The 25,889-nt window shown below is 61.5% G+C and carries 28 protein-coding genes; 18 read left to right on the forward strand and 10 right to left on the reverse strand.

What is annotated here, in order from left to right; genetic code table 11:
* Positions 1-15: 15 nt before the first annotated feature.
* The 4 genes from E8E68_RS01050 to purT all read left to right on the forward strand — a co-directional run bounded on the left by E8E68_RS01050 (position 16) and on the right by purT (position 2,535).
* Positions 16-540, forward strand: coding sequence for a gamma carbonic anhydrase family protein (locus tag E8E68_RS01050; RefSeq protein ID WP_110745693.1), 525 nt, complete (start codon positions 16-18; stop codon positions 538-540).
* A complete protein-coding gene (locus E8E68_RS01055) occupies positions 530-727 on the forward strand; it encodes a DUF1289 domain-containing protein (protein WP_266028358.1) in 198 nt (65 codons plus the stop codon). The genes E8E68_RS01050 and E8E68_RS01055 overlap by 11 nt, the downstream gene beginning before the upstream one ends.
* Positions 728-809: 82 nt before the next feature.
* The gene (locus E8E68_RS01060) at positions 810-1,277 is read left to right on the forward strand and encodes a VUT family protein (protein ID WP_003252131.1); all 468 of its coding nucleotides are present in this window, start codon (positions 810-812) and stop codon (positions 1,275-1,277) included.
* 76 nt (positions 1,278-1,353) lie between these two features.
* Positions 1,354-2,535 carry a formate-dependent phosphoribosylglycinamide formyltransferase gene (gene purT / locus E8E68_RS01065; RefSeq protein WP_266028357.1) on the forward strand — a complete coding sequence of 394 codons (1,182 nt, stop codon included), beginning with the start codon at positions 1,354-1,356 and terminating at the stop codon, positions 2,533-2,535.
* Between the two features lie 130 nt (positions 2,536-2,665).
* Here the strand turns inward: purT and E8E68_RS01070 are convergent, their stop codons facing one another.
* The 3 genes from E8E68_RS01070 to E8E68_RS01080 form a co-directional block, all read right to left on the reverse strand.
* Entirely contained in the window at positions 2,666-3,964 is a 1,299-nt protein-coding gene (locus tag E8E68_RS01070; protein ID WP_266028356.1) for an MFS transporter, read from the reverse strand.
* A 275-nt stretch (positions 3,965-4,239) separates the two neighbouring features.
* Complete coding sequence (locus E8E68_RS01075) at positions 4,240-5,445, reverse strand: transporter associated domain-containing protein (protein WP_266028354.1); 1,206 nt, start codon at positions 5,443-5,445, stop codon at positions 4,240-4,242.
* 9 nt (positions 5,446-5,454) lie between these two features.
* Positions 5,455-6,264, reverse strand: a complete 810-nt coding sequence (locus E8E68_RS01080) for an inner membrane protein YpjD (protein ID WP_110748000.1) — start codon at positions 6,262-6,264, stop codon at positions 5,455-5,457.
* A 251-nt stretch (positions 6,265-6,515) separates the two neighbouring features.
* Between E8E68_RS01080 and ffh the strand changes: the two genes are divergently transcribed.
* From ffh to E8E68_RS01110, 6 genes are all read left to right on the forward strand, one after another.
* Entirely contained in the window at positions 6,516-7,892 is a 1,377-nt protein-coding gene (gene ffh / locus E8E68_RS01085; RefSeq protein WP_003252139.1) for a signal recognition particle protein, read from the forward strand.
* A 258-nt stretch (positions 7,893-8,150) separates the two neighbouring features.
* On the forward strand, positions 8,151-8,402 hold the full coding sequence (gene rpsP / locus E8E68_RS01090; RefSeq protein ID WP_003252142.1) for a 30S ribosomal protein S16: 252 nt from the start codon (positions 8,151-8,153) through the stop codon (positions 8,400-8,402).
* 5 nt (positions 8,403-8,407) lie between these two features.
* Positions 8,408-8,944, forward strand: a complete 537-nt coding sequence (rimM, locus tag E8E68_RS01095; protein WP_009683442.1) for a ribosome maturation factor RimM — start codon at positions 8,408-8,410, stop codon at positions 8,942-8,944.
* 3 nt (positions 8,945-8,947) lie between these two features.
* Positions 8,948-9,700 carry a tRNA (guanosine(37)-N1)-methyltransferase TrmD gene (gene trmD / locus E8E68_RS01100; protein ID WP_280339226.1) on the forward strand — a complete coding sequence of 251 codons (753 nt, stop codon included), beginning with the start codon at positions 8,948-8,950 and terminating at the stop codon, positions 9,698-9,700.
* Between the two features lie 42 nt (positions 9,701-9,742).
* Positions 9,743-10,093, forward strand: coding sequence for a 50S ribosomal protein L19 (gene rplS / locus E8E68_RS01105; RefSeq protein WP_003252148.1), 351 nt, complete (start codon positions 9,743-9,745; stop codon positions 10,091-10,093).
* 94 nt (positions 10,094-10,187) lie between these two features.
* On the forward strand, positions 10,188-10,595 hold the full coding sequence (locus E8E68_RS01110; protein WP_266028352.1) for an acyl-CoA thioesterase: 408 nt from the start codon (positions 10,188-10,190) through the stop codon (positions 10,593-10,595).
* Positions 10,596-10,598: 3 nt separating this feature from the next.
* Here E8E68_RS01110 and E8E68_RS01115 read toward each other — a convergent pair whose 3' ends face one another.
* Positions 10,599-12,434 carry a sodium:proton antiporter gene (locus E8E68_RS01115; RefSeq protein ID WP_110748011.1) on the reverse strand — a complete coding sequence of 612 codons (1,836 nt, stop codon included), beginning with the start codon at positions 12,432-12,434 and terminating at the stop codon, positions 10,599-10,601.
* A 68-nt stretch (positions 12,435-12,502) separates the two neighbouring features.
* On the opposite strand from E8E68_RS01115, the gene xerD reads away from it, so the two are divergent.
* The 6 genes from xerD (at position 12,503) to E8E68_RS01145 (ending at position 18,061) form a co-directional block, all read left to right on the forward strand.
* Complete coding sequence (xerD, locus tag E8E68_RS01120; protein WP_110748015.1) at positions 12,503-13,399, forward strand: site-specific tyrosine recombinase XerD; 897 nt, start codon at positions 12,503-12,505, stop codon at positions 13,397-13,399.
* A gap of 153 nt (positions 13,400-13,552) precedes the next feature.
* On the forward strand, positions 13,553-14,296 hold the full coding sequence (locus E8E68_RS01125; RefSeq protein ID WP_110748018.1) for a DsbC family protein: 744 nt from the start codon (positions 13,553-13,555) through the stop codon (positions 14,294-14,296).
* An 83-nt stretch (positions 14,297-14,379) separates the two neighbouring features.
* A complete protein-coding gene (locus tag E8E68_RS01130; RefSeq protein WP_110748022.1) occupies positions 14,380-15,684 on the forward strand; it encodes a homoserine dehydrogenase in 1,305 nt (434 codons plus the stop codon).
* A gap of 55 nt (positions 15,685-15,739) precedes the next feature.
* Complete coding sequence (gene thrC / locus E8E68_RS01135; protein WP_266028349.1) at positions 15,740-17,149, forward strand: threonine synthase; 1,410 nt, start codon at positions 15,740-15,742, stop codon at positions 17,147-17,149.
* Between the two features lie 131 nt (positions 17,150-17,280).
* Positions 17,281-17,700, forward strand: a complete 420-nt coding sequence (locus E8E68_RS01140) for a histidine kinase (protein ID WP_280339232.1) — start codon at positions 17,281-17,283, stop codon at positions 17,698-17,700.
* A 79-nt stretch (positions 17,701-17,779) separates the two neighbouring features.
* Positions 17,780-18,061 (forward strand): DUF3509 domain-containing protein, encoded by a 282-nt coding sequence (locus tag E8E68_RS01145; RefSeq protein ID WP_266028346.1) that lies wholly within the window; start codon positions 17,780-17,782, stop codon positions 18,059-18,061.
* Positions 18,062-18,217: 156 nt separating this feature from the next.
* On the opposite strand, the gene E8E68_RS01150 is transcribed toward E8E68_RS01145, so the two are convergent.
* Entirely contained in the window at positions 18,218-19,093 is an 876-nt protein-coding gene (locus tag E8E68_RS01150) for a TIGR02285 family protein (protein ID WP_266028345.1), read from the reverse strand.
* A 20-nt stretch (positions 19,094-19,113) separates the two neighbouring features.
* Positions 19,114-20,313: a CaiB/BaiF CoA-transferase family protein gene (locus E8E68_RS01155; RefSeq protein ID WP_266028343.1), complete on the reverse strand. Its 1,200-nt coding sequence runs from the start codon at positions 20,311-20,313 to the stop codon at positions 19,114-19,116.
* Between the two features lie 131 nt (positions 20,314-20,444).
* Between E8E68_RS01155 and E8E68_RS01160 the strand changes: the two genes are divergently transcribed.
* A complete protein-coding gene (locus tag E8E68_RS01160) occupies positions 20,445-20,987 on the forward strand; it encodes a YaeQ family protein (protein ID WP_003252169.1) in 543 nt (180 codons plus the stop codon).
* Between the two features lie 8 nt (positions 20,988-20,995).
* Positions 20,996-22,705, forward strand: a complete 1,710-nt coding sequence (gene recJ, locus E8E68_RS01165; protein ID WP_280339237.1) for a single-stranded-DNA-specific exonuclease RecJ — start codon at positions 20,996-20,998, stop codon at positions 22,703-22,705.
* Positions 22,706-22,865: 160 nt separating this feature from the next.
* Here recJ and E8E68_RS01170 read toward each other — a convergent pair whose 3' ends face one another.
* The 4 genes from E8E68_RS01170 to E8E68_RS01185 form a co-directional block, all read right to left on the reverse strand.
* On the reverse strand, positions 22,866-23,423 hold the full coding sequence (locus E8E68_RS01170) for a hypothetical protein (protein WP_266028340.1): 558 nt from the start codon (positions 23,421-23,423) through the stop codon (positions 22,866-22,868).
* Between the two features lie 27 nt (positions 23,424-23,450).
* The gene (locus E8E68_RS01175) at positions 23,451-24,314 is read right to left on the reverse strand and encodes a hypothetical protein (RefSeq protein ID WP_266028339.1); all 864 of its coding nucleotides are present in this window, start codon (positions 24,312-24,314) and stop codon (positions 23,451-23,453) included.
* Positions 24,311-24,904 (reverse strand): 2OG-Fe(II) oxygenase, encoded by a 594-nt coding sequence (locus E8E68_RS01180; protein WP_266028337.1) that lies wholly within the window; start codon positions 24,902-24,904, stop codon positions 24,311-24,313. The genes E8E68_RS01175 and E8E68_RS01180 overlap by 4 nt, the downstream gene beginning before the upstream one ends.
* Positions 24,905-25,180: 276 nt before the next feature.
* On the reverse strand, positions 25,181-25,444 hold the full coding sequence (locus E8E68_RS01185) for a DUF3077 domain-containing protein (RefSeq protein ID WP_266028336.1): 264 nt from the start codon (positions 25,442-25,444) through the stop codon (positions 25,181-25,183).
* Positions 25,445-25,889 lie beyond the last annotated feature (445 nt).

Here is a 25,889-nt window from a genome sequence, read left to right on the forward strand (position 1 = left end):
GCCTGAGGAGCAAGCATGAAATACCGCCTGGGCGACCTGCGGGTCGAGAGCCACCCCACCAGTTGGGCCGCACCGAACGCCACACTGATCGGCAATGTGCGCCTGCAGGCCAATGCCAGCGTGTGGTTTGGCGCGGTGCTGCGCGGGGACAATGAGCTGATCGACATCGGCGAAGGCAGCAACGTGCAGGATGGCACGGTCATGCATACCGACATGGGCTCGCCGCTGACCCTGGGCAAGGGGGTAACGGTAGGTCACAACGCTATGTTGCATGGCTGCGAGGTGGGCGACTACAGCCTGGTTGGTATCAATGCGGTGATCCTCAATGGCGCGCGTATCGGCAAGCACTGCATCATCGGCGCCAACGCGCTGATTGCCGAAGGCAAGGAAATCCCCGACGGTTCGCTGGTGATGGGCTCGCCCGGCAAGGTGGTGCGCGAGCTGACCGAGCAGCAGAAACGCATGCTGGAAGCCAGCGCTGCACATTACGTGCACAATGCCCAGCGTTATGCCCAAGAGTTGGTAGTTGATGATGAGTGATGTAGCAGAACGGCCGGTGGCATCGCCATGCGTGAGCATTTGCGCGCTGGACGAGCAGGATATCTGCACCGGCTGCCAGCGTACCGTGGCCGAGATTGGCCGCTGGGGGCGGATGGACAACGATGAGCGCCGGGCGGTGCTCAAGCGTTGCCATCAACGGGCAGTAGAGGCCGGCCTGATCCTTTAGGCCGGGTTGTACCCTGTGGGAGCGGGTTTACCCGCGAACGGCCCAGCGGTAATCTGTACGGCTTGCCCACAGACTACCCGCCATGTTCTATCTGATTGCCTATATCAGCAGCGTAGTGCTGATCAACTACGCCTTTTCCAGCGCCCCGCACCTGGACATCATCTGGTCCGCCTGGGGCGGCCTGGTGTTCATCCTGCGTGACATGGTGCAAACCCGCTTCGGTCACGGTGCGCTGGTGGCCATGCTGGCGGCACTGGTGTTGTCCTATGTCACCTCGGAGCCGGCCATCGCCCTGGCCAGTGCCACCGCGTTCTTCATTTCCGAGCTTATAGACTGGCTGGTGTTCAGCATTACCCGCCGGCCGCTGCGCGATCGCCTGTGGCTGAGCTCGGCGCTGAGCATTCCGGTGGATACCTTCATCTTCTTTGGCATGATCGGCGCACTGACCCCGGCAGTGATCGGCACCGCCATGGCCTCGAAGTTTGCAGGCGTTACCGCCGTGTGGCTGGCCATGGCATTTCGCGCCCGGCGGGCCGCCGTGGCCGGTTGATGGTGTAGAATAGCGGTCCTTTTTCAGCGGGCCGCGCCAAGCCTGGCGCGGCCCCGGATGCCTTCGAGGACCTGAAATGACCCGTATCGGAACCCCCTTGTCGCCCAGCGCGACCCGTGTACTGCTGTGCGGCTGTGGCGAGCTGGGCAAGGAAGTGGTGATCGAGCTGCAGCGCTTGGGCGTCGAGGTGATCGCCGTTGACCGCTACGCCAATGCCCCGGCCATGCAGGTTGCGCACCGCAGCCACGTGGTCAACATGCTCGATGGCGTGGCCCTGCGTGCCGTGATCGAGGCCGAGAAGCCGCACTATATCGTTCCGGAAATCGAAGCCATCGCCACGGCCACCTTGGTCGAGCTGGAAAACGAAGGCTTCAACGTGGTACCGACTGCCCGCGCCACTCAGCTGACCATGAACCGCGAAGGCATCCGCCGTCTGGCCGCCGAGGAGCTTGAGCTACCAACCTCGCCCTACCACTTTGCCGACACTTACGAAGACTTCGCCAAGGGCGTGGCCGATGTCGGCTACCCGTGTGTGGTCAAGCCGGTAATGAGCTCGTCGGGCAAAGGCCAGAGCCTGCTGCGCAGCGATGCCGACCTGCAGAAGGCGTGGGACTATGCCCAGGAAGGCGGCCGCGCCGGCAAGGGCCGGGTGATCGTCGAGGGTTTCATCGACTTCGAGTACGAAATCACCCTGCTGACTGTGCGTCACGTCGGCGGCACCACGTTCCTCGAGCCGGTTGGCCACCGCCAGGAAAAGGGCGACTATCAGGAGTCGTGGCAGCCACAGGCCATGAGCCCGAAAGCGCTGGCCGAGTCGCAGCGCGTGGCCAAGGCGGTGACCGATGCCTTGGGCGGTCGCGGTCTGTTTGGCGTGGAGTTGTTCGTCAAGGGCGACCAGGTGTGGTTCAGCGAAGTGTCGCCGCGCCCGCATGACACAGGCCTGGTGACCCTGATTTCCCAGGACCTGTCGCAGTTTGCCCTGCATGCCCGCGCCATTCTTGGCCTGCCGATCCCGGTGGTGCGCCAGTTTGGGCCGTCCGCTTCGGCCGTGATCTTGCCAGAAGGGCAGTCGCAGCAGACCAGCTTCGCCAACCTCGGTGCTGCGCTGAGCGAGCCGGATACTGCCATCCGCCTGTTCGGCAAGCCGGAAATCAACGGTACCCGCCGCATGGGCGTGTGCCTGGCGCGTGACGAGTCGGTCGAACTGGCACGGGCCAAGGCGACCCGCGCTTCGCAGGCGGTAAAGGTCGAGTTCTGATCTGAAACCGCAGGGGGCCGCGTTGCGGCCCATTCGCGGGGCAAGCCCGCTCCCACAGGCCTGTAGCCTGTGATATTCCTGTGGGAGCGGGCTTGCCCCGCGAATGGGCTGCAAAGCAGCCCCAGTTCACTCAAAGTGCGGTATTACGGGTTTCTTTCAGGCACAACACGGCAATCAGGCTGATCACCGCCGCCGCCGACACATAACCCCCCACCCAGCTCAACCCGCCCATGCTCACCAGCTTCTGGGCAAAGAACGGTGCTGCCGAGGCGCCAACGATGCCGCCCAGGTTATACGCCGCCGAGGCCCCGGTGTAACGCACGTGAGTCGGGAACAGCTCGGGCAGCAATGCCCCCATCGGCGCGAAAGTCACGCCCATCAGGAACAGCTCGATGGCCAGGAACAGCGCCACGCCAGCGGTCGAGCCCGAGGTCAGCAGCGGCTCCATGGTGAAGCCTGAAGCCACCGCCAGCAGCCCACCGACGATCAGCACCGGTTTGCGCCCGTAACGGTCGCTGAGCCAGGCCGACAGCGGCGTGGCCAAGGCCATGAACACCACCGCGAAGCACAGCAGGCCAAGGAACGTCTCGCGGCTGTAGCCGAGTGTGGTCACGCCGTAACTCAGCGAGAATACCGTCGAGATGTAGAACAGCGCATAGCACACCACCATCGCCGCAGCGCCCAGCAGGGTAGGGCGCCAATGCTTGGCGAACAGGTCAACCACCGGCATTTTCACCCGTTCCTGGCGGGCGACCGCCTTGGCGAACACCGGGCTTTCTTCAAGTTTCAGGCGCACATACAGCCCCACCAGTACCAGCGCAGCACTGAGCAGGAACGGAATACGCCAGCCCCAGTCGCGGAACTGCTCGTCGCTCAATGTCATCGCTAAGGTCAGGAACAGGCCGTTGGCCGCCAAGAAGCCAATCGAAGGGCCTAGTTGCGGGAACATGCCGAACCAGGCGCGCTTGCCTTCCGGCGCGTTTTCGGTGGCCAGCAGCGCCGCGCCACCCCACTCGCCGCCCAGGCCCAGGCCTTGGCCGAAGCGCAACAGGCAAAGAATGATCGGGGCCCATACGCCAATGCTCTCATAGCCCGGCAGTACGCCAATGGCGGTGGTGGACACGCCCATCAGCAGCAGCGAAGCGACAAGGGTCGACTTGCGACCGATACGGTCGCCAAAGTGGCCGAACAACGCCGAGCCCAGCGGCCGGGCAAGGAAGGCGATACCAAAGGTAAGGAAGGCCGCTAGCATCTGTGCGGTGCCCGACCCGGACGGGAAGAACACCGGGCCGATCACCAGGGCGGCGGCCGTGGCGTAGACGTAGAAATCGTAGAACTCGATGGCGGTGCCGATGAAGCTGGCAGTGGCTACCCGGGCAGGTGAGTTCACCGGCGCGGCAGGCGCCTCGGCATAGGTGCTGCTTGTCATTAAGTAGGTCCCTGACAGTCTGGTCCGGCCCCATGGGCTTGGCCTGCGAAGGCATGCATGCAACAGGGCAGGCACGGCTGCGCGGGCGCCGGAGCGTTTTGTTGTTGTGTGCGCCTGACTGACGATAGCCCAAGGGGGGTAGGGGCGGGGCGGGGGACTGTTCGGGGTGTTGAAGCAGGACCGCGGGGCGTGTCAGTGAAGCGGACTGGCCGTGGAACGCCGGGTGCGGGTAGCAGGCGTGACGACGGGGCTGGGTAAGCGTGACCCGAGTATAGCTAGCGGGTCACAGTCCACACCAGTACCTTGCTGGCACAATTGTCCTCGGTTTCGAGGATTTCCAGTCGATAGCGGCCGATCTTCAGGCAAACGGCGCTTTCCGGGATGCTTTCCAGTGCTTCGGTGACCAGCCCGTTGAGGGTTTTCGGCCCGCCGTCGCAGGGCAGGTGCCAGCCCAGGGTACGGTTGATTTCGCGCAGCGACGCAGTGCCATCGATGACGAAGGTGCCATCGGGCTGCGGGTGCACGTGGGGGTTTTGCAGGCTTTGCTCGTCCTCGAACTCGCCGACGATCTCTTCGAGGATGTCTTCCAGGGTGACGATCCCCAGCACCTCGCCGTACTCGTCCACCACCACGCCCAGGCGGCGCTGCTGCTTGTGGAAGTTCAGCAGCTGCATTTGCAGCGGCGTGCTTTCCGGTACGAAGTAGGGCTCGTAGCAGGCACCGTGCAGCGCTTCCAGGGTCAGCTCGGCCTTGGGCAGCAGATGGCTGATCAGCTTGGTGTTGAGGATCGCTTCGACCTGGTTGATATCGTTGTGGTAAACCGGCAGGCGGGTGTGGCGGCTGACGATCAGCTGCTCGATGATGCGCTCGATGGGCTCGTCGAGGTTGATGCCGTCCACCTCGTTGCGTGGCACCAGAATGTCGTTGACGGTGATCTTGTCCAGCGATTGCAGGCCATCGAGCAGGCCGTGGCGTGGCAGTTCGTGCTCTTCGTCTTCGTCCTGGTCGTCATCCTCCTGCGGGTGCAGGGCGACTGCCGTAGGCTGCGCGCGGAACGGGCGCAGGATCAGCCTGGCGCAACCGTCGAGCAGGAAGGCGACGGGTTGCAGGAGTGTCAGCGGCACTTTCAGCAGGCTCACGCCCAGGCTTACCAGTGCCTGCGGGTTGCGTCGGGCCAGGCGGCGCGGCAGGTATTCGGCGAAAACGAGCAACGCCAACGCGGCCCCCACGCCGGCCAGCCAGAAACCGTGTTCACCGTTGTAGCGCTGCCCGATCAGGCAGGCCAGGCCAAGCACCAGCAGCTTGCCGAGGCTGGCGCAAAGCACCAGCGCCTGGGCGGGCAGCACTGGCTGCCCGTCATCGCCATTGCGCAGCGAGCCATTGAGTTGCAGGCGGGCCACATCCACGGCAGTGAACAGCGCTGCCCAGAGCAGCGCCAATGCCAGGGTGACTGATAGCGGTGCGTACGGCAGGGTGTCCATAGGCGGCCGTCAGATGTGCAGGATGAATTCGCGAACCAGCTTGCTGCCGAAATAGGCCAGCATCAGCAGGCAGAAACCGGCCAGCGTCCACCGGATGGCCTTGTGGCCACGCCAGCCCAGGCGTGTACGGCCCCACAGCAGCACGCTGAACACCACCCAGGCAACGCAGGCCAGCAGGGTCTTGTGCACCAGGTGTTGGGCGAACAGGTTGTCGAGGAACAGCCAGCCGGAGATCAGCGACAGCGACAGCAGGCACCAACCGGCCCACAGGAAGCCGAACAGCAGGCTTTCCATGGTTTGCAGGGGCGGGAAGTTGCGGATCAGCCCGGACGGGTGCTTGTTCTTGAGCTGGTGGTCCTGAAGCAGCAACAGCAGCGACTGGAACACCGCAATGGTGAACAGCCCGTAGGCCAGGATCGACAGCAGGATGTGCGCGAGGATGCCCGGTTCTTCGTTGATCAGCGGGACTGTGCCGGGTGGCGCGAACTGCGCCAGCAGCGCTGTTACCGCGCCCAGCGGGAACAGCAGCACCAGCAGGTTTTCTACCGGTATGCGCAGGCAGGCCAGCAAGGTCAGGGTAATGACCGCAACGGCGATCAGGCTGGCGGCGCTGAAGAAGTCCAGGCTCAGCCCCAGCGGGGTGATCAGCTGGAAGAACAGTGCGCCGGCCTGGGCCAGCACCGCGAACGCACCCAGCAGGCCAAGCAGGCGTTTGTCGGCCTTGCGGCCCTGGGCCAGGTGAGAGCCCTGGTAGATGGCCGCTGCTATATAAAGGCCGGCGGCGATCAGGTTGGGGATGAGGCTGGGAGAGGAGACCATAAGTCCTGGTTGGCGAGCCTTAAAGAGACGGAGTTTGGCATAGATTCCGCTGCTCAAGGAAGACTGAAGGCTTGTGTCAGGGCATTCGCGGGCTCGCCCGCGAAGCGGCCAGCACAACCACCGAATATCTCCCAAGGTGTGCGGCGGGGCCGCACTTCGCTATAATCGCCGCCTTGCTGTGCCCGGCAGGTGTGCATTTCCCTGCGGGCGCCTGACAAACCTCGGCTTTTACTGGGCCTGAAAGGATCACCATGTTCGAAAACCTGACCGACCGCCTGTCACAGACGCTGCGCCATGTCACCGGCAAGGCCAAGCTGACCGAAGACAACATCAAGGACACGCTGCGCGAAGTGCGCATGGCCCTGCTCGAGGCCGACGTTGCCCTGCCGGTGGTCAAGGATTTCGTCAACAGCGTCAAGGACCGTGCGGTCGGTACCGAGGTGTCGCGCAGCCTCACCCCGGGCCAGGCGTTCGTGAAGATCGTCCAGGCCGAGCTGGAAAGCCTGATGGGCGCGGCCAACGAAGACCTCGCGCTGAACGCCGCCCCACCTGCCGTGGTGCTGATGGCGGGCCTGCAGGGCGCCGGTAAGACCACCACGGCCGGCAAACTTGCGCGCTTCCTTAAAGAGCGCAAGAAAAAGAGCGTGATGGTGGTGTCTGCCGACGTCTACCGCCCGGCGGCGATCAAGCAGCTGGAAACCCTGGCCAACGACATCGGCGTCACCTTCTTCCCGTCCGACATCAGCCAGAAGCCGGTGGCCATTGCCGAAGCGGCCATCCGCGAAGCCAAGCTGAAGTTCATCGACGTGGTCATCGTCGACACCGCCGGCCGTCTGCACATCGACGCCGACATGATGGACGAGATCAAGGCACTGCACGCCGCCGTCAAGCCGATCGAGACCCTGTTCGTGGTCGACGCCATGACCGGCCAGGACGCCGCCAACACCGCCAAGGCCTTTGGCGAAGCGCTGCCGCTGACCGGCGTGGTGCTGACCAAGGTCGACGGTGACGCCCGTGGCGGTGCCGCGCTGTCGGTACGCGCCATCACCGGCAAGCCGATCAAGTTCATCGGTATGGGTGAGAAGACCGAGGCGCTCGAGCCGTTCCACCCCGACCGCGTCGCTTCGCGCATTCTCGGCATGGGTGACGTGCTCAGCCTGATCGAGCAGGCCGAGCAGACCATCGACAAGGCCAAGGCCGACAAGCTGGCCAAGAAGCTGAAGAAGGGCAAGGGCTTCGACCTCGAAGACTTCCGTGACCAGCTGCAACAAATGAAGAACATGGGCGGCCTCGGCGGCCTGATGGACAAGCTGCCGAGCATCGGCGGGGTCAACCTGTCGCAGATGGGCAATGCCCAGGGCGCGGCCGAGAAGCAGTTCAAGCAGATGGAAGCGATCATCAACTCCATGACCCCGGCCGAGCGCCGCGACCCTGACCTGATCAGCGGTTCGCGCAAGCGCCGTATTGCCTTGGGTTCCGGTACCCAGGTGCAGGACATCGGCCGGCTGATCAAGCAGCACAAGCAGATGCAGAAGATGATGAAGAAGTTTTCTGCCAAGGGCGGCATGGCCAAGATGATGCGCGGCCTGGGCGGGATGCTGCCAGGCGGCGGCATGCCGAAGCTGTAACCCTATTCCGGGCGCCTGCCGTTTGTCCGGCAAGTGCCCAGAACCCCCGCTGTAGCGGGGCAACGGCCGCGAATTACGCGGCGCAACCGGCAAATCTGGACGGTGGGGCAAGGCCTTGCCGAAAAAGTCATTTGCAAATGTCCGTGTATTCCCCGAGAATATGCGGCCTTTTGGGCACCCGTGTGCCTATTTGGCATTCAGATTTGCAGTACCAGCTGCTGTATCAACTGCAGCACCGACTATAGGAACGATGTTCACATGGTAACCATTCGTCTGGCCCGTGGCGGCTCGAAAAAGCGCCCATTCTACCACCTGACCGTGACCAACTCGCGTAACGCCCGTGACGGCCGTTTCGTTGAGCGCGTAGGTTTCTTCAACCCGATCGCTGCTGGCGCCGAAGTCAAGCTGTCGGTCAACCAAGAGCGCGTCACCTACTGGCTGAGCCAGGGTGCACAGCCGTCTGAGCGCGTTGCTCAGCTGCTGAAGGAAGCTGCCAAGGCCGCTGCCTGAATAGTATGAACGCGACGCCAGAAAAGGCTGACGACCTCATCGTCGTTGGCAAGATTTTTTCGGTTCACGGCGTTCGCGGCGAGGTGAAGGTGTATTCCTTTACCGATCCGATTGAAAACCTGTTGGATTATCCGCGCTGGACGCTTCGGCACGAAGGCAAGGTAAAGCAGGTCGAGCTGGTTAGCGGTCGTGGCTCCCAAAAGGGCCTGGTCGTGAAGCTGAAAGGCCTCGATGATCGCGATGAAGCCCGTCTTCTGAGCGGTTACGAAATCTGCATTGCGCGGAGCCTTTTGCCCAACCTGGCTGCCGACGAGTACTACTGGTACCAGTTGGTAGGTCTGAAGGTCATCAACCAGGACGAACATCTGTTCGGCAAGGTCGATCACCTGTTGGAGACCGGTGCGAACGATGTAATGGTGGTCAAACCCTGCGCAGGCAGCCTGGATGATCGCGAGCGTCTGTTGCCCTATACGGAGCAATGCGTGCTGGCAATCGACCTGGAAGCAGGCACGATGCGGGTTGAGTGGGACGCGGACTTCTAAACGATGGGTAACCTTCGCGTAGACGTCATCACGTTGTTCCCCGAGATGTTCTCGGCCATCACGGAGTACGGCATTAGCAGCCGCGCGGTGAAACAGGGGTTGCTTCAGGTGACTTGCTGGAACCCGCGGGACTACACCACAGATCGTCACCACACGGTAGATGATCGGCCGTTTGGCGGTGGTCCGGGCATGGTGATGAAAATCAAGCCTCTGGAAGATGCACTGGTTAGCGCCAGGCAAGCGACCGGAGCAGCGGCGAAGGTGATCTACCTTTCGCCACAAGGCCGCAAGCTGACTCAGCAGGCGGTCAAAGGCCTGGCCGAACAGGAATCGTTGATCCTGATCGCCGGTCGTTATGAAGGCATCGACGAGCGCTTTATCGAGGCTCATGTCGATGAGGAGTGGTCGATTGGTGACTATGTGCTTTCCGGTGGCGAGCTGCCGGCCATGGTACTGATCGATGCGGTTACGCGGCTGCTGCCCGGAGCTTTAGGGCATGTGGACTCGGCGGAAGAAGATTCCTTCACCGACGGTCTGCTCGATTGCCCGCACTACACCCGGCCTGAGGTGTATGCGGATCAGCGCGTTCCCGACGTGTTGCTAAGTGGCAACCATGCACATATCCGGCGTTGGAGGATGAAGCAGTCCCTTGGTAGGACCTTCGAACGACGCGCCGATCTTCTGGAAAGTCGCTCGCTTTCTGGAGAAGAGAAGAAGCTGCTCGAGGAATATCTCCGCGAGCGGGACGATAGTTAAACGTATCGATGGTGGATCGCGTATCCATCTTAGGAGCACAGCATGACCAACAAGATCATCCAGCAGCTCGAAGCCGAGCAGATGAGCAAGGAAATCCCGACCTTCGCACCAGGCGACACCGTTGTCGTCCAGGTTAAAGTGAAGGAAGGTGAGCGTTCCCGTCTGCAGGCGTTCGAAGGCGTTGTCATCGCCAAGCGTAACCGCGGTCTGAACAGCGCCTTCACCGTGCGCAAGATCTCCAGCGGCGTTGGCGTAGAGCGTACCTTCCAGACCTACAGCCCGCAAATCGACAGCCTGGCCGTGAAACGTCGTGGTGACGTGCGTAAAGCCAAGCTGTACTACCTGCGCGACCTGTCCGGCAAAGCCGCTCGCATCAAGGAAAAACTGTCCTGAGGACAGTTTGCCCGGTGGCCGAGGCCGCCTAGCGAGAAAAAAGCAGCCTTCGGGCTGCTTTTTTGCTTTTTGTAACCTCGAAAATGTGATTGCCATGACTACCCGAGACCAGGAAATCCAGCGCCGTACCGAACTGTCGGTAACCCGCGTGACCAAGGCGGTGTTCCCCAATACCACCAACCACCACAACACCCTGTTCGGCGGCACTGCCCTGGCCTGGATGGACGAAGTGTCGTTCATCGCCGCCACGCGCTTCTGTCGGCTGCCGCTGGTGACAGTCTCCACCGACCGCATCGACTTCAAACACCCCATCCCGGCGGGCTCTATCGTCGAACTGGTGGGCTCCGTGATCAAGGTCGGTAATACCAGCTTGCAGGTGCAGGTGGATGTGTTTGTCGAGAACATGTACCTGGATGGCCGTGAGCGGGCCATCCACGGGGTGTTCAGCTTCGTCGCCATTGACGAGGACAAGCGCCCGGTGCCCGTATTGCCCGGCAACTGATGGCTACGAGGCGCCCAGCGTTTTTTCTGCCTCTGCCAGCGGCGCTTGTGGCTGTGGATCGATCAATGACAGCAGCGTCCAGCCGGCCGTGGGCTGCAAGGGTGTGTCCGGACAGGCGACATGAACCCAGCCATGGTTGTCTCGGGCGAACAGCAAAGTGGCACGTTCACCATGCAGTGCCTGGTACTGCGGCCAACCGAAGGCTTCGGTGAGTGTCGTGCTGAACAACTCGCTGCCCTGATGCAGGCGGGTGGCCAATTGCACGTAGGTCATCGGCTTTGAGCCCAGCAACTGGCCGCGGTGTTCTTCGCTGGCTCGATGCTTGTCGCTGCGCTGGTTTTCCAGGCCGCTGGCCAACACGAACAGCCGCTTGTGGCCAAAATCATGGCGAAACCGTGCGCAGGCCAGCGCGTTGATTTCGCCGGCGGGCGAAACGCCCAGCAGGTGCCCCAGGCCCACCAGGTCCAGATGTGCGTCGGCATGCTGCGAAGCCGGGTTACCGAAATAGGTGGGCAGGCCATCCATGCGCGCGGCGCGGATGTTTTCCCAGCTTGAGTCTGTCAGCAGGACGCGGCAACCGAGTTGCTGCAATGCTTTGGCCAGCGTGCGCGCAGGCGGGTTGGCGCCCACCAGCAGAAAGCCACTGGGGGCAGGTTCGGCAACCTTGAGCAGCCGCGCCAGCGGGCGGGCAGTAGCGCTTTGCAGCACTACCGTGCCGATGATCACGGCGAAGGTCAGCGGCACCAGCAACAAGGCTGAGGCGTGGCCCGCCTGGTCCAGGCGGATGGCGAATACCGCTGAAACCGCCGCCGCAACGATCCCGCGTGGTGCAATCCAGGCCAGCAAGGCGCGTTCGCGCCAGTTCAGCGAAGACCCGGCGGTGGAAACCAGTACGTTCAACGGCCTTGCCAGCAACTGGATCACCAGCAGCAGGGCCAGAACTGCTGGGCCGAGGGATAGCAGGGCCTGCAGGTCCAGGCGCGCGGCCAGCAGGATGAACAGGCCTGAAATCAGCAGGACGCTGAGGTTTTCCTTGAAGTGCAGAATCTGCCGCACATCCACGCCGCGCATGTTGGCCAGCCACATGCCCATGACCGTCACGGCCAGCAGCCCGGACTCGTGGACGATCTGGTTGGCGGCAATGAAGATACCCAGCACGGCGGCCAGGGATGCCAGGTTATGCAGGTATTCCGGCAGCCACTGCTCGCGCATGACTTGCCCCAGCAGCCAGCCCCCGGCTGCGCCCAGTGCGCAGCCGCACAGAATGACCCCGGCAAAGGTGAACAGGCTCTGGCTCAGGCCGTCACCACTGGCAATGATGAAGCTGTAGACCACGACCGCAAGCAGGGCGCCGATCGGGTCGATGACGATGCCCTCCCAGCGCAGGATATTGCCGATCGTCGCGTTAGGCCGTACCACCCGCAGCATGGGTACGATCACTGTGGGCCCGGTCACCAGGGTGAGGGCGCCGAACAGGATTGCCAGCGGCCATTCGAAGCCCAGCAGCCAGTGGGTGGCCAGGGCGATCACCAGCCAGGTGGTCAGTGCCCCGATGGTTACCAGGCGGTGCACCACGCTGCCGATCTCCCGCCATTGCGAGACGTGCAGGGTCAGGCTGCCTTCGAACAAGATCAACGCCACGGCCAGTGAAACCAGAGGCATCAGCAGCGGGCCGAACAGTGCTTCGGGGGACAGCCAGCCAAGCAGTGGGCCGGCCACGATGCCGCACAGCAGCAGGAACAGGATGGCTGGCAGCTTCAGTCGCCAGGCCAGCCACTGGCAAGCGAGCGCAGCGGCACCGATGCCACCCACACTCAGAAGGATCTGCTGTTCGCTCATGCGGGCTCCCTATGCCAGCGTTGTTATGAAAGACTAAGCGCCATTTCGTCGTTTGCCACCGAGATTTCATGCCAGCCCTAGACCACCCCCTGATCGACCAGTTCCTGGATGCCCTGTGGCTGGAAAAAGGCTTGTCCGACAACACCCGCGTTTCCTATCGCAGCGACCTCGCATTGTTCAATGGCTGGTTGCAGGAACACTCGGTGTCGCTGCCCGACGCCGGTCGAGCGCTGATCCTCGACCACCTGGCCTGGCGCCTTGACCAAGGCTACAAACCACGCTCGACGGCGCGCTTCCTGTCCGGCCTGCGCGGCTTCTTCCGTTATTTGCTGCGGGAAAAGCTGGTGGACATTGACCCGACCCTGCAAGTCGAAATGCCGCAACTGGGCAAACCATTGCCCAAGTCGCTGTCCGAAGCGGATGTCGAGGCCTTGCTGCAAGCTCCGGACCTGGGCGAGGCCATCGGCCAGCGCGACCGTGCCATGCTCGAAGTGCTGTATGCCTGCGGCCTGCGCGTCACCGAACTGGTCAGCCTGGCCCTCGACCAGGTCAACCTGCGCCAAGGTGTACTGCGGGTAATGGGCAAGGGCAGCAAGGAACGCCTGGTGCCCATGGGCGAAGAAGCGGTGGTGTGGCTGGAGCGCTACCTGCGCGATGGCCGCGCCGAACTGCTCAACGGCCGCCCCAGCGATGTGCTGTTCCCCAGCCTGCGCGGCGAGCAGATGACGCGGCAGACCTTCTGGCACCGCATCAAGCACCACGCCCGCGTGGCCGGCATCGACAAGCCGCTGTCACCGCACACCTTGCGTCATGCCTTCGCCACCCACCTGCTCAACCATGGCGCCGACCTGCGTGTGGTGCAGATGCTGCTGGGCCACAGCGACCTTTCGACCACGCAGATCTACACCCACGTGGCCAAGGCCCGGCTGCAGCAACTGCACGCTCAGCATCATCCCCGTGGATGAATGTTTTTCATGTTCCGCCGACCGGTCCTTGCAAGCCCCTTCACCGGCAGTGTGATGTGGTAGGCTTGGGCGGTTTGCACCAAGGGCCGCATGTTCACCGCGTATTTTCCGCAGGTGACGTCCCCCGGCCCCTGTCCGCCTTCAGGAGTTCCCATGCGCGTGACCCAGTTTTTCGCCGCCGCCGCGTTGGCGCTGGCCAGTACCTTTGCCGTTGCCGCGACCACCGACAGCAATGCCGGTGCCGAGCAGGCCATCCGTAAATCGTTGCAAAACCTTGAGCTCGAAGTGCCCGTGGAAAGCGTGGCCAGCAGCCCGCTGAATGGCCTGTACGAAGTCAAGCTGCAGGGCGGTCGCGTGCTGTACGCCAGTGCCGATGGCCAGTTCGTCATGCAGGGTTACCTGTTCCAGATCCAGGACGGTAAGCCGGTCAACCTCACCGAAAAGACCGAACGCCAGGGCATCGCCAAGCTCATCAACGGCATTCCAGCCGCCGAGATGGTGGTTTATCCTGCCAAGGGTGAAACCAAGTCGCATATCACCGTGTTCACCGACACCACCTGCCCTTATTGCCACAAGCTGCACGCCGAAGTGCCTGAGCTGAACCGCCGCGGTATCGAAGTGCGCTATGTCGCCTTCCCGCGCCAGGGCCTCGGTTCGCCGGGTGACCAGCAGTTGCAGGCGGTGTGGTGCTCCAGTGACCGCCGTGCGGCGATGGACAAGATGGTCGAAGGCGAAGAAATCAAGGCTGCCAAGTGTGCCAACCCGGTCGGCAAGCAGTTCCAGCTGGGCCAGTCGATCGGTGTCAACGGCACGCCGGCCATCGTGCTTGAAAGCGGCCAGGTCATTCCGGGCTACCAGCCGGCACCGCAGGTTGCCAAGCTGGCGCTGGCCAAGTAATCCAATTCAGTACGCCGTCGTCATGGGGTGACGGCATGTTTCACGGTCGGCAAAGGTGCCGGCCGTTCAATGGGGAGTTCACAGTGAAACCGGTCAAAGTAGGCATCTGTGGGTTGGGGACCGTCGGTGGCGGAACCTTCAATGTACTTCAGCGCAACGCCGAGGAGATTGCCCGCCGTGCCGGGCGCGGTATTGAAGTGGCACAGATCGCCATGCGCTCGCAGAACCCGAACTGCCAGATTACCGGTACCCCCATTACCGCTGACGTGTTCGAAGTTGCGAGCAACCCGGAGATCGACATTGTCATCGAGCTGATCGGTGGCTATACCATCGCCCGCGACCTGGTGCTCAAGGCCATCGAAAACGGCAAGCACGTGGTCACCGCCAACAAGGCGCTGATCGCCGTGCACGGTAACGAAATTTTCGCCAAGGCCCGCGAGAAGGGTGTGATCGTCGCCTTCGAAGCAGCCGTGGCCGGTGGCATCCCGGTGATCAAGGCCATCCGCGAAGGCCTGTCGGCCAACCGCATCAACTGGCTGGCCGGGATCATCAACGGCACTGGCAACTTCATCCTCACCGAAATGCGCGAAAAGGGCCGTGCCTTCCCGGACGTGCTGGCCGAAGCGCAGGCGCTGGGCTATGCCGAAGCCGACCCCACCTTCGACGTCGAGGGCATCGATGCTGCGCACAAGCTGACCATCCTGGCATCCATTGCCTTTGGTATCCCGCTGCAGTTCGACAAGGCCTACACCGAGGGCATCACCCAGCTGACCACCGCTGACGTGAACTACGCCGAAGCGCTGGGCTACCGCATCAAGCACCTGGGCGTGGCCCGCCGCACCGCCGAGGGCATCGAGTTGCGCGTGCACCCGACGCTGATCCCGGCCGACCGCCTGATCGCCAACGTCAACGGCGTCATGAACGCCGTCATGGTCAACGGCGACGCTGCCGGTTCAACCCTGTACTACGGTGCTGGCGCCGGCATGGAGCCTACCGCTTCGTCGGTGGTCGGCGACCTGGTCGACGTGGTCCGTGCCATGACCTCCGACCCGGAAAACCGCGTGCCGCACCTGGCCTTCCAGCCGGATTCGCTGTCGGCTCACCCGATCCTGCCGATCGAAGCCTGCGAAAGCGCCTACTACCTGCGCATCCAGGCCAAGGATCACCCGGGCGTCCTGGCCCAGGTGGCCAGCATCCTCTCGGAGCGTGGCATCAACATCGAGTCGATCATGCAGAAGGAAGCCGAGGAGCAGGACGGCCTGGTGCCGATGATCCTGCTGACCCACCGCGTGGTCGAGCAGCGCATCAATGATGCCATCGTCGCCCTGGAAGCCCTGCAGGACGTGGTCGGCAAGGTTGTGCGTATCCGCGTCGAACAGCTCAATTAATTTTGTTCTCGGGCCGCCGGTGCGGCCCGGGCCTCAGCATCGAAGGTTTGCACCCATGCGCTATATCAGTACCCGCGGCCAGGCACCGGCCCTGAATTTTGAAGACGTGCTGCTGGCTGGCCTGGCCAGTGACGGCGGCTTGTACGTGCCGGAAAACCTGCCACGTTTCACCCAGGAAGAAATCGCCTCGTGGGCTGGCCTGCCGTACCACGAACTGGCCTTCCGGGTCATGCGCCCGTTCGTCGAAGGCAGCATTGCCGATGCCGACTTCAAGAAAATCCTCGAAGAAACCTACGGTGAGTTCGCCCATGCAGCGGTGGCCCCGCTGCGCCAGCTGAACAGCAACGAATGGGTGCTGGAACTGTTCCACGGCCCGACCCTGGCGTTCAAGGACTTTGCCCTGCAACTGCTCGGCCGCCTGCTCGACCACGTGCTGGCCAAGCGCAACGAGCGCGTGGTTATTGTCGGTGCCACCAGTGGCGACACGGGTTCCGCCGCCATCGAAGGCTGCCGCCGTTGCGACAACGTCGACATCTTCATCCTGCACCCGCACCAGCGTGTGTCGGAAGTGCAGCGCCGGCAGATGACCACCATCTTCGGTGACAACATCCACAACATCGCCATCGAAGGCAACTTCGATGACTGCCAGGAAATGGTCAAGGCCAGTTTCGCCGACCAGTCGTTCCTCAAGGGCACCCGCCTGGTGGCGGTCAACTCGATCAACTGGGCGCGGATCATGGCCCAGATCGTCTACTACTTCCATGCAGCCCTGCAGTTGGGTGGCCCGGCGCGTTCGGTGGCATTCTCGGTGCCAACCGGCAACTTCGGCGACATCTTCGCCGGTTACCTGGCTCGCAACATGGGCCTGCCGGTCAGCCAGCTGATCGTCGCCACCAACCGTAACGACATCCTGCACCGCTTCATGAGCGGCAATCAGTACGTCAAGGAAACCCTGCATGCGACCCTGTCGCCGTCGATGGACATCATGGTTTCGTCCAACTTCGAGCGCCTGCTGTTCGACCTGCACGGCCGCAACGGTGGCGCGATTGCCGAGCTGATGGACAACTTCAAACAAGGTGGCGGCTTCAGCGTCGAGCAAGACCGCTGGACCGAAGCGCGCAAGCTGTTCGACTCGCTGGCCGTCAGCGACGAGCAAACCTGCGAGACCATCGCCGAAGTGTTTGCCGCAACCGGTGAAGTGCTTGACCCGCACACTGCGATTGGCGTCAAGGCCGCTCGCGAGTGCCGCCGCAGTCTGGACACGCCGATGGTGGTGCTGGGTACCGCGCACCCGGTCAAGTTCCCCGAAGCGGTGGAGAAGGCCGGTGTGGGCAAGGCACTGGAACTGCCAGCGCACCTCAGCGACCTGTTCAGCCGTGAAGAGCGTTGCACAGTGCTGGCCAATGACCTGAAGGCGGTACAGGGCTTTGTCAGCCAGCACGGCAACCGCGGCAAACCGTTGTAATCGCGTTGGTCCCTGGGGTCGCGAAGCGGCCCCAGGTTCTCGGTCTTTTCCTACAGCGCTATCAGAAACGCCCTATGTAGGTCGCCAAGCGCAGCGCCTAACTTAGTCGGTCCTGCTACCAGGAGCGGCTCATGCACCAGACCTCCGTACTCATCCACCAGGCGCGCCCATCTCACCAGATCCTCCTGCACCAGGCCCTGAATGCCCAGGGCGTCTTCGACGTGCGCATCAGTGCCAGCACCACCGACCTCGATGCCTGTATCGTCGCTGAGCGTCGTCCCGACCTTGTGATCCTCGACCATGCCATGCCCACCAGGGCCGGCCTTGCCTTGCTGGCCCGGCAGCCCCTTGCACGTGCGCTGCTGTTCGTCGGCCAGGCCGCTCCCAAGTGCCATGACCTTGCTCAAGAGGCGAGAAACAGAGGCCTTTGGGTACTCGCGGAGCTGCCCTGGCCGCTGTCGATGCCGCGCCTGCAGCACGCCCTGCAAACCTTGCAGGTGCGCCCAGGGCGGCGTATTCAAACTGTCATGTCAGCCCCGCATGCTCACTGAACAACGCGCGGCATGACGAACTTTCCGCTGCGTCTGTTGGTCAGTTCCTTTATATCCCACCACGCAGCGAGTGATCCGGATGGAAAGAATCTGCAGCCTGCTCAACGACGCCCTGAGCCCCTACCAGACCGACCTTGGCATCGCAGATGCCAGCGGTAACCGCCAACTGACCGTTCACGACCCCCTCGCCGGCATCACCTTGCAGCGCACCGTCAGTGAGCGGCAGTTGCAGGAGCAACGCCTGTTGATCGATCTGGTGGATGGTCTGCACCGTGACCTGCAGATCGCCGAGGGGCGATTGCAACCTTGTGTGATTGCAGCACTCCAGCAGCGCCAGCAACCGCAGGGAACCTTTGCCTGAGTGGCTTATCAGACACTGTAGGGGCAGCCAGCCAGCGCTTTGCTCCGGCGCTGGCAAGGCTGTCACGGGAAGTCCCCAAGGACTTTCGCTTGGCCCCGGGCGTCTTCCCCAGCGCCCGGGGTTTCTTTTTATGCAAACTGCGCGCTTATGTGGGTGTTACCGGTCCTCGAAGAAGCGCTTGCTTTCTTGCAGATAGCCTTCATGCAACCCCGCGTCCAGCCAGCGCGCATACAGCCCCGGCAACACATCCCGGCGCAGTGCAGGTAACAGCTGATCGATATGCGCGATCGCTTCGCGCCCCAAAGGGCTGTCCGAGCAACCCACGTGCAGAAACTGGTAACGGTCCACCCCCTGCACCGGATGAAACTGGTAATCAGCCAGTACCCCGCCTTGTTGCTGGATCAGGTAGCGGACCTCGGGCCAGTAGCCGAGCACCATGCGCAGGCGCCCCAGTTTTTGCATTTGCAGCAGGTTGGCAGTGGCGTCGTTGCCATAGTGGCGGCTGAGCGACGTATCGGGCAGCTGGCGCAGGATGCTGTCGATCTGCGTGCCATAGCTGCGCTCGGCAACAATTCCAAGCTTCAGCGGTGTCTCGCTCAGCAGCCCATGCAGGTTTACTTCCTGGCCGTCGAGGTAGGGCGCCACCAGCGCCTGGTTCTCCTTGCGCAGCACCAGGCCGCCGCTGAGCACGCCCAGCGATGGCATGGAAAAGCGCACGTACTTGGCACGCTCCGGGGTCCATAGCAGGGTCGGGTCGCAAGTGAAGTTGCTGCGGTCTTGCAGCATCTGGATGCCACGGGCGCGGTTGACACGCACAATGCTGTGGTCGTACTCGGGCATCTGCCCGATCAGCAGTGGCAACAGCTGGTCCACCACCCCTTGGCCTTTTTCCGGGCCGTCGAAAATGGTGAACGGCGGCAGGTCGCGCACCAGCCAGAAGATGCGCTCCTTGGCACAGGCAGGGGGTAGTGCCAACGCGGGCAGCAGCCCGCACAGCAGGAGCAGGTGACGTAACCAGCGGACAGCGCGCATGGGGCCGGGCAGCGCCAGAGTCAGACCGTGCCTGCTGCGCGCAGGTTGGCGATGGCCGCCGCGTCGTACCCAAGGCTGCCAAGCAGCGCGTCGGTATGTTCGCCCAACGCCGGGCCAACCCACTCGGTTGAACCGGGTGTGTCCGACAATTTGGGTACGATGCCAGGCATCTTGAACGGCTTGCCATCCGGCAGCCTGGCCTGCAGGAACATTTCCCGCGCCAGGTATTGTGGGTCGTTGAACATGTCCTCGGCTGAATAAATGCGGCTGGCGGGTACCTCGGCGGTGGTCAGCACCTGCATCAACTGCTCGAGCGGCAGGCTGTTGGCCCAGCGATCGATCACCCCGTACAGCTCGTCGCGGCGCAGGTCGCGGCCATCGTTGGTGGCCAAAGTCGGGTCATTGGCCAGGTCGTCGCGGCCAATGGCCTGCATGAAGCGCTTGAAAATCGCATCGCCGTTGGCGCCGATCTGCACGTGCTTGCCGTCCGCGCTGGTGTGGATCGAGGAGGGGGTAATGCCGGGCATGATGTTGCCGGTGCGTTCGCGGATGAAACCGAACACGTCGAACTCCGGGACCATGCTTTCCATCATGGCGAAGATTGCCTCGTAAAGCGCCACGTCCACTACCTGACCCTGGCCACCATTGACCTCCCGATGGCGCAGCGCCATCAGCGCGCCGATCACCCCCCACAGGGCGGCAATCGAATCACCGATGGAAATGCCCGTGCGTACCGGTGGGCGGTCGTCGAAGCCGGTGATGTAGCGCAGGCCGCCCATCGACTCGCCTACCGCGCCAAAGCCTGGCTGGTCTTTCATCGGCCCGGTCTGGCCAAAGCCCGACAGGCGCACCATCACCAGGCGTGGATTCAGGGCATGCAGCACGTCCCAGCCCAGGCCGAGCTTTTCCAGCACGCCTGGGCGGAAGTTCTCGATCAGGATGTCGGCTTCGGCCAGCAGCTTCTTCAGCACCTCGCGACCTTCGGGGTGCTTGAGGTTGAGGGTCAGTGACTGCTTGTTGCGGGCCTGCACGAACCACCACAGCGAGGTGCCCTCGTACAGCTTGCGCCACTTGCGCAGCGGGTCGCCGCCATCGGGCGATTCGACCTTGACCACCTCGGCACCGAACTCGGCGCAAATTCGCGAAGCGAACGGCCCGGCGATCAGGGTGCCGAGTTCGACAACTTTGAGACCGGCGAGGGGTTTGCTGGGCGTCGACATGGGGCATCCGTGGCAGTTGGGCAGAGCCGTGGTTTTATCACACGTCGGTTTCGCCGGGTACTGCTGCGGCGCAAGGAAAGTGTGGATGAGTTAGACTGTGCCACTTTTCTTTTGCACGAAGCCCGTCGACCATGGCCCAGCCGTCCACCACCTACAAGTTCGAATTGAATCTCACCGACCTTGATCGCAACGTCTACGAAAGCGTCAAACAGACTATCGCTCGGCACCCTTCGGAAACCGAAGAGCGTATGGCCGTTCGTCTGTTGGCGTACGCGCTCTGGTACAACGAGAACTTGTCGTTTGGCCGCGGTCTGTCGGATGTCGATGAGCCGGCGCTGTGGGAAAAGAGCCTGGACGATCGCGTGCTGCACTGGATTGAAGTTGGCCAGCCCGATGCCGATCGCCTGACCTGGTGTTCGCGTCGCACCGAACGCACCAGCTTGCTGGCTTACGGCAGCCTGCGAGTGTGGGAGGGTAAAGTGGTGAGCGCGGTCAAGAACCTGAAGAACCTGAGCATTGCCGCTGTGCCGCAAGAGGTGCTGGAAACCCTGGCGACCGACATGCCGCGTAGCATCAAGTGGGACGTGATGATCAGTGAAGGTACGGTATTCGTGACTGACGACCGTGGCCAGCATGAAGTACAACTGCAGTGGCTGCTCGGCGAGCGTGGTTGAAGCAACCCATGCGTATCGAACCCCGCCCGCTGCCGCCGACCCTGCCATTTCTGGGTAACCTGCCACCCTTGCTGACCCGCCTGTACGCCGCGCGTGGCGTGCAGAGCGAGGCCGAGTTGGACAAGAGCCTGGCGCGCCTGCTGCCATACCAGCAGCTCAAGGGCATCGAGGCCGGTGTGGACCTGCTGGTCGAAGCCATCGACCAGCGCCAGCGCATCCTCATCGTCGGTGACTTCGATGCCGACGGAGCTACCGCCAGCACTGTCGGGGTACTGGGTCTGCGCCTGCTGGGTGCGGCCCATGTCGATTATCTGGTGCCCAACCGCTTCGAGTACGGTTACGGCCTGACCCCGGAAATTGTCGAGGTGGCACTGCAGCGTCGGCCGCAATTGCTGATTACCGTGGACAACGGCATTTCCAGTGTCGATGGGGTGGCCGCCGCCAAGGCTGCCGGGCTCAAGGTGCTGGTGACCGACCACCACCTGCCGGGCGAACAGCTGCCCGAGGCCGATGCCATCATCAACCCCAACCAGCCGGGCTGCAGCTTCCCGAGCAAGTCGCTGGCCGGGGTAGGGGTGATCTTCTACGTTCTGATGGCCCTGCGTGCACGCTTTCGCAGTCTCGGCCGTTACGAAGCGCAGCCGCAGCCGAATATCGGGGAACTGCTCGACCTGGTGGCACTGGGCAGTGTTGCCGACGTGGTGCCGCTGGATGCCAATAACCGCATCCTGGTGCATCAGGGCCTGGAGCGCATCCGCGCTGGCCGCGCCCGGCCGGGCCTCAAGGCCATTCTTGAAGTGGCGCGTCGTGACCATCGACGCATCACTTCGACCGACCTCGGCTTCATCCTCGGCCCACGGCTGAACGCCGCCGGGCGTCTGGACGACATGAGCCTGGGTATCGAATGCCTGCTGTGTGAAGACGCTGCGCTGGCCCAGGACATGGCCCAGCAGTTGGATGACCTGAACCAGGACCGCAAGTCCATCGAGCAGGGTATGCAGCGCGAAGCCTTGGCCCAGCTCAAGGACCTGCCGGTGGAGTCGATGCCGTATGGTTTGTGCCTGTTCGATGCGGACTGGCATCAGGGCGTGATCGGTATCCTGGCTTCGCGCCTGAAGGAGCGTTACCACCGGCCGACCATCGCTTTTGCCGATGCCGGTGAAGGCATGCTCAAAGGTTCGGCGCGCTCGGTACCGGGCTTCCATATTCGCGATGCGCTGGATGCCGTGGCGGCGCGCTACCCGCAACTGATCAGCAAGTTCGGCGGCCACGCCATGGCTGCCGGGTTATCGTTGCCAGAGGCTAACTTCCCGGCGTTTGCCGAAGCGTTCGATGAAGAGGTGCGGCGTCAACTGCGCGAAGAAGACCTGACTGGCCGGCTGTTGTCCGACGGCAGCCTGGCGGTAGAGGAGTTCCACCTCGACCTGGCCAAGGCCCTGCGCCATGCCGGCCCATGGGGCCAGCACTTCCCTGAGCCGCTGTTCCATGGTGTGTTCCAGTTGGTGGAGCAGCGCGTGGTCGGAGAGCGGCACCTGAAGGTGGTGCTCAAGAGCGAATGTGGCTCGGTACGGCTGGATGGCATTGCCTTCGGCATCGACCGCGAAGTGTGGCCGAACCCGACTGTGCGTTGGGTCGAGTTGGCTTACAAACTGGATGTGAACGAGTTTCGCGGTAATGAAAGTGTGCAGTTGATGATTGCCCACATGGAGCCGCGCTGACGGCAAATAGAGGGCTGTATTGCAGCCGATCGCCGGCAAGCCAAGCGCGACTCCTGTGGGAGCGAGCATGTCCAGGCGTCGAACCGCCGCGAACACCGGCAAAGCCGGTGCCATCCACCAAGTTGGCTGCTTGGCGGGTAAAACCGCACAGATACAATTGCTATTGGCTGATCTCGGATTGCATTTTGCGCTTCCGGTTTTGCCAGTGCATTACGCCTGCTGCGATAAATGAAACCAGGCTCAGCAATGAGAAAAACACAATTCCCTCCAAAAGACTGCGGTTGTATTTTTCGATCACATACTCCTTGAGCGCTGGCTCGTACAGGACTCCGCTTCCGGTCGATAGCCGCCTGATAATAGGCCCAGTCAAAGCATCTTCGATCTCGGCAAAGAGCGGTGTCTTCTTGTTCATGTTGGCAGCGTCATAACGTGCTTTATGTGTATATACCCGACGTTGGATGACTTGTCCGCTTGGCTCTTTGTATGCAATACGAAAAGTGTAAAGCGACCTGTCGTAATCCCAGGTTTCAGGTGCGGATGCAAACGCTGCCCTAACACTTACCCAAGGAGCGGTTACAGGCTCTGGTGCTTCTTTCCACACTGTAAGGTGTGCGAGTGCAAGACAGGCAAAAAAAGTGCCTACGAATAACAGGGAGGTCACCCGTTTAGCCGGCTCCAAAGCATGCATCATTTGGAGCCACGACGACCAAGTCAGCATCGGAAAAAATCCATCGGTTCGCTTTGGTTAACGGTATTTATCTTGCTGCGGAGCGGAGCAACAGGCATATTTGTCTTGGCCTCCACCTATTGTAGTGGTGATCGAGGGGATTGGTCCTGTCGGTACTTGCCCATTAACGCTTTCGATTCCTATTGTTATCGAAGCTCCCCCTCCATTTGCAGGAGGGTTAGGGGGTGTAATAGGTGAGTTGACACCTCCCGGCTGTATTATTGGCTGATTGATAGTGAAGGATTCTAAAGTTCTGGTGTCCAGTTTGATCTCCAACGTGTCCGGGTTCCACGTGATAACTTGTATTAGTCCCCCAAAATGCTCATGTATAGATTGTGGGTCTGTTATTGTCAGATTCGGCGCCAGTATCGGATTTGCGGTCTCTTTCGTTATGTCGTGTTTAATGAGTGCGTCGATTATAGGAGTGATTGTTGTTTGGATTTTTTCTGCCAGTGCCGAATTGTAAGTTCCAATTAAGCTGGCTCCCAGTGATATGGCGGTGAGAGTGCCTGCGACCCAAGGTGCGGCTATTAGTATTGCGAAACCCGCTACGACGCCTGCTACATTACCTACAAGGCTGACGTAGTCCCCTATATTCGGCTCGTCGTCAGGCTGGTACTCGGCAACAATTTTCAGAAAGGTTACCGTGCCCGCCAGGGTGTTGGTGACGATATTTATAAACGGAACTGCGCCTGCAGTCATTTGCGTAACTGACAGTACAGAAGCAATTGCGCTGGTTGTCTGGGCACCCTGTACCACAAGTGTGAAACCCTGCTTGTCAGTGTTGAACTGATCGTGAACTGCGGCAGCTGCGCCTGCTTGGAATCCAGGCCTCCCCACCCTATCCACCAGGGCGACGAATATCTCGACCCGTTTAGTCATATTTTAAAATCCCTGTTTATTGTCTTGAAAGCAATGGTGGTGCGCAGACGATCGCAGTCTATGGTTGGTGATTTAGCTCGGTGCGGCATTTCACCGTCGAAGATTGCAATGCGTCTTGGTTTGGGTGACGCCGCAGCGATAACGTCAGTCTTGGCGTTATTGCAGAATAAAAGCTCACCTCCCCATGTCGTTGCCCAATAGTCGTTACAGAAAAGGACTGCGGTATGCCCCGGCTCGCTTTGCAGGTTGTCTCGGTGAATTGGACTGTCCTGTCCAGCGGTCTGGCCGTTTGCATATACGCCGATGAGTTTAGAGTTTTCCATGTGTTCAGCACATAGACGTTTCCAGATGTTGATGAGGAATCCCCAGCGCTCGCTTGCAGCCAGTTCTTGTTCACAACATTCCAGTGATTCACGCTTGCTCCCTGCAATGAAGAAATGCCAGCAGGGGCGAGCGAAGGGCGTAGAGTTAACTGGCCAGTCATATCGCCAAAGGGTATGTGAGAAGGCGTTGTTAAGTTTGACTTGTTCCTCGTGTGTAATGGCGTTGTCTAGTATGCATATGTCACTTGATGCGAAATCTTTTAGCATTGGCTGCGTCTCAAGTCTTGTGCATTGCCTTAACCGTTGTTGGCCAGGTAATGGTGGTTGGCAAGGAGACATTAGCCATTTGGTGTCGTGAGTTCGATAGGATAGGGTAGTTGCTGATTGAGAAGATTTTCCGAAGCTCATGTGGCTCTTAGGGCAATTGGCTGTGGGAAACCTTCCGTTGCCTCGGTGTGCCGGGGCAAGATGCGATAGGTGGGGAGGTCAACCATTAGTGTATGGAGCAATTACTAGCTTTAGCGGTTAACAGTGACACCAAACTCAACGCGACATGCCTAACTCGGCATCATCCATCAGCGCCTTGGCCAACGCACTTAGGTAGTGCGCAGCCCAGATCATCATGGGTTTCTCATCCATCAGTCCGACGATGGTCAGCTCCCGCACATAGCCCATCAATTCGGATGCCTGGTCACGGGCGTCCCGGCACGGAATGCCTGCTTCGATGCGAAACAGTGGATGGGTCTGGTTTTCACCTTGGAAGAACGTGGTTTTGCCGACGGTGAATTGGGTGTCTTCAGTAGTCATCGTTATCGCAATTCCTTGAAGGCTAAAGGAGTTGCCACCGCCGTTTCCACACGAAGGGCGGCAACTGTATGCAGGGTGGAAAACCGGTCTTCAAGGACCCGGTAGGCCAAAAGGCCTCCCGCATACAGCTGCCATTACAACAGGCACTTGAAGATTGACCGGGTTTCCACACCCGCATCGCTACATTTCAGCGACCCGGAAAGACTAAGTGGCAGTGTTTCCAGGAACAATCAGACGCCAGTCGACAGGACTTGTAGGGTATTTCCTCGGGCTGGGAATCACCATATCCGGGTTGTAGGGAATATCTGAAATGCTTGTCAGAGTGTTTGGCTGTGACGGCGGCTTGGGCTGCCGGGTACCTGCCTTGATAGCGATGTCGTTTGTAAGATCAAGCGCCGAGCGGGCGGCGCTCGATCTCGTGGGCGACATCACTTTCGAGCCTGAA

This window comes from Pseudomonas sp. BN607 (assembly GCF_029871175.1).
Classification (GTDB): Bacteria; Pseudomonadota; Gammaproteobacteria; order Pseudomonadales; family Pseudomonadaceae; genus Aquipseudomonas.

Bases quoted from the DNA above. Each gene is read 5' to 3' on its own strand.
- E8E68_RS01145 (WP_266028346.1), top strand. From the start codon at position 17,780: ATGGAAAGAATCTGCAGCCTGCTCAACGACGCCCTGAGCCCCTACCAG.
- E8E68_RS01155 (WP_266028343.1), bottom strand. From the start codon at position 20,313: ATGTCGACGCCCAGCAAACCCCTCGCCGGTCTCAAAGTTGTCGAACTC.
- E8E68_RS01185 (WP_266028336.1), bottom strand. From the start codon at position 25,444: ATGACTACTGAAGACACCCAATTCACCGTCGGCAAAACCACGTTCTTC.
- E8E68_RS01055 (WP_266028358.1), top strand. From the start codon at position 530: ATGATGAGTGATGTAGCAGAACGGCCGGTGGCATCGCCATGCGTGAGC.
- ffh (WP_003252139.1), top strand. From the start codon at position 6,516: ATGTTCGAAAACCTGACCGACCGCCTGTCACAGACGCTGCGCCATGTC.
- E8E68_RS01160 (WP_003252169.1), top strand. From the start codon at position 20,445: ATGGCCCAGCCGTCCACCACCTACAAGTTCGAATTGAATCTCACCGAC.
- E8E68_RS01110 (WP_266028352.1), top strand. From the start codon at position 10,188: ATGACTACCCGAGACCAGGAAATCCAGCGCCGTACCGAACTGTCGGTA.
- E8E68_RS01060 (WP_003252131.1), top strand. From the start codon at position 810: ATGTTCTATCTGATTGCCTATATCAGCAGCGTAGTGCTGATCAACTAC.
- E8E68_RS01150 (WP_266028345.1), bottom strand. From the start codon at position 19,093: ATGCGCGCTGTCCGCTGGTTACGTCACCTGCTCCTGCTGTGCGGGCTG.
- E8E68_RS01180 (WP_266028337.1), bottom strand. From the start codon at position 24,904: ATGCTAAAAGATTTCGCATCAAGTGACATATGCATACTAGACAACGCC.
- rplS (WP_003252148.1), top strand. From the start codon at position 9,743: ATGACCAACAAGATCATCCAGCAGCTCGAAGCCGAGCAGATGAGCAAG.
- purT (WP_266028357.1), top strand. From the start codon at position 1,354: ATGACCCGTATCGGAACCCCCTTGTCGCCCAGCGCGACCCGTGTACTG.
- E8E68_RS01175 (WP_266028339.1), bottom strand. From the start codon at position 24,314: ATGACTAAACGGGTCGAGATATTCGTCGCCCTGGTGGATAGGGTGGGG.
- E8E68_RS01115 (WP_110748011.1), bottom strand. From the start codon at position 12,434: ATGAGCGAACAGCAGATCCTTCTGAGTGTGGGTGGCATCGGTGCCGCT.
- E8E68_RS01070 (WP_266028356.1), bottom strand. From the start codon at position 3,964: ATGACAAGCAGCACCTATGCCGAGGCGCCTGCCGCGCCGGTGAACTCA.
- E8E68_RS01140 (WP_280339232.1), top strand. From the start codon at position 17,281: ATGCACCAGACCTCCGTACTCATCCACCAGGCGCGCCCATCTCACCAG.
- trmD (WP_280339226.1), top strand. From the start codon at position 8,948: ATGGGTAACCTTCGCGTAGACGTCATCACGTTGTTCCCCGAGATGTTC.
- rpsP (WP_003252142.1), top strand. From the start codon at position 8,151: ATGGTAACCATTCGTCTGGCCCGTGGCGGCTCGAAAAAGCGCCCATTC.
- xerD (WP_110748015.1), top strand. From the start codon at position 12,503: ATGCCAGCCCTAGACCACCCCCTGATCGACCAGTTCCTGGATGCCCTG.
- E8E68_RS01170 (WP_266028340.1), bottom strand. From the start codon at position 23,423: ATGCTGACTTGGTCGTCGTGGCTCCAAATGATGCATGCTTTGGAGCCG.
- E8E68_RS01080 (WP_110748000.1), bottom strand. From the start codon at position 6,264: ATGGTCTCCTCTCCCAGCCTCATCCCCAACCTGATCGCCGCCGGCCTT.
- E8E68_RS01075 (WP_266028354.1), bottom strand. From the start codon at position 5,445: ATGGACACCCTGCCGTACGCACCGCTATCAGTCACCCTGGCATTGGCG.
- E8E68_RS01050 (WP_110745693.1), top strand. From the start codon at position 16: ATGAAATACCGCCTGGGCGACCTGCGGGTCGAGAGCCACCCCACCAGT.
- rimM (WP_009683442.1), top strand. From the start codon at position 8,408: ATGAACGCGACGCCAGAAAAGGCTGACGACCTCATCGTCGTTGGCAAG.
- E8E68_RS01125 (WP_110748018.1), top strand. From the start codon at position 13,553: ATGCGCGTGACCCAGTTTTTCGCCGCCGCCGCGTTGGCGCTGGCCAGT.
- recJ (WP_280339237.1), top strand. From the start codon at position 20,996: ATGCGTATCGAACCCCGCCCGCTGCCGCCGACCCTGCCATTTCTGGGT.
- thrC (WP_266028349.1), top strand. From the start codon at position 15,740: ATGCGCTATATCAGTACCCGCGGCCAGGCACCGGCCCTGAATTTTGAA.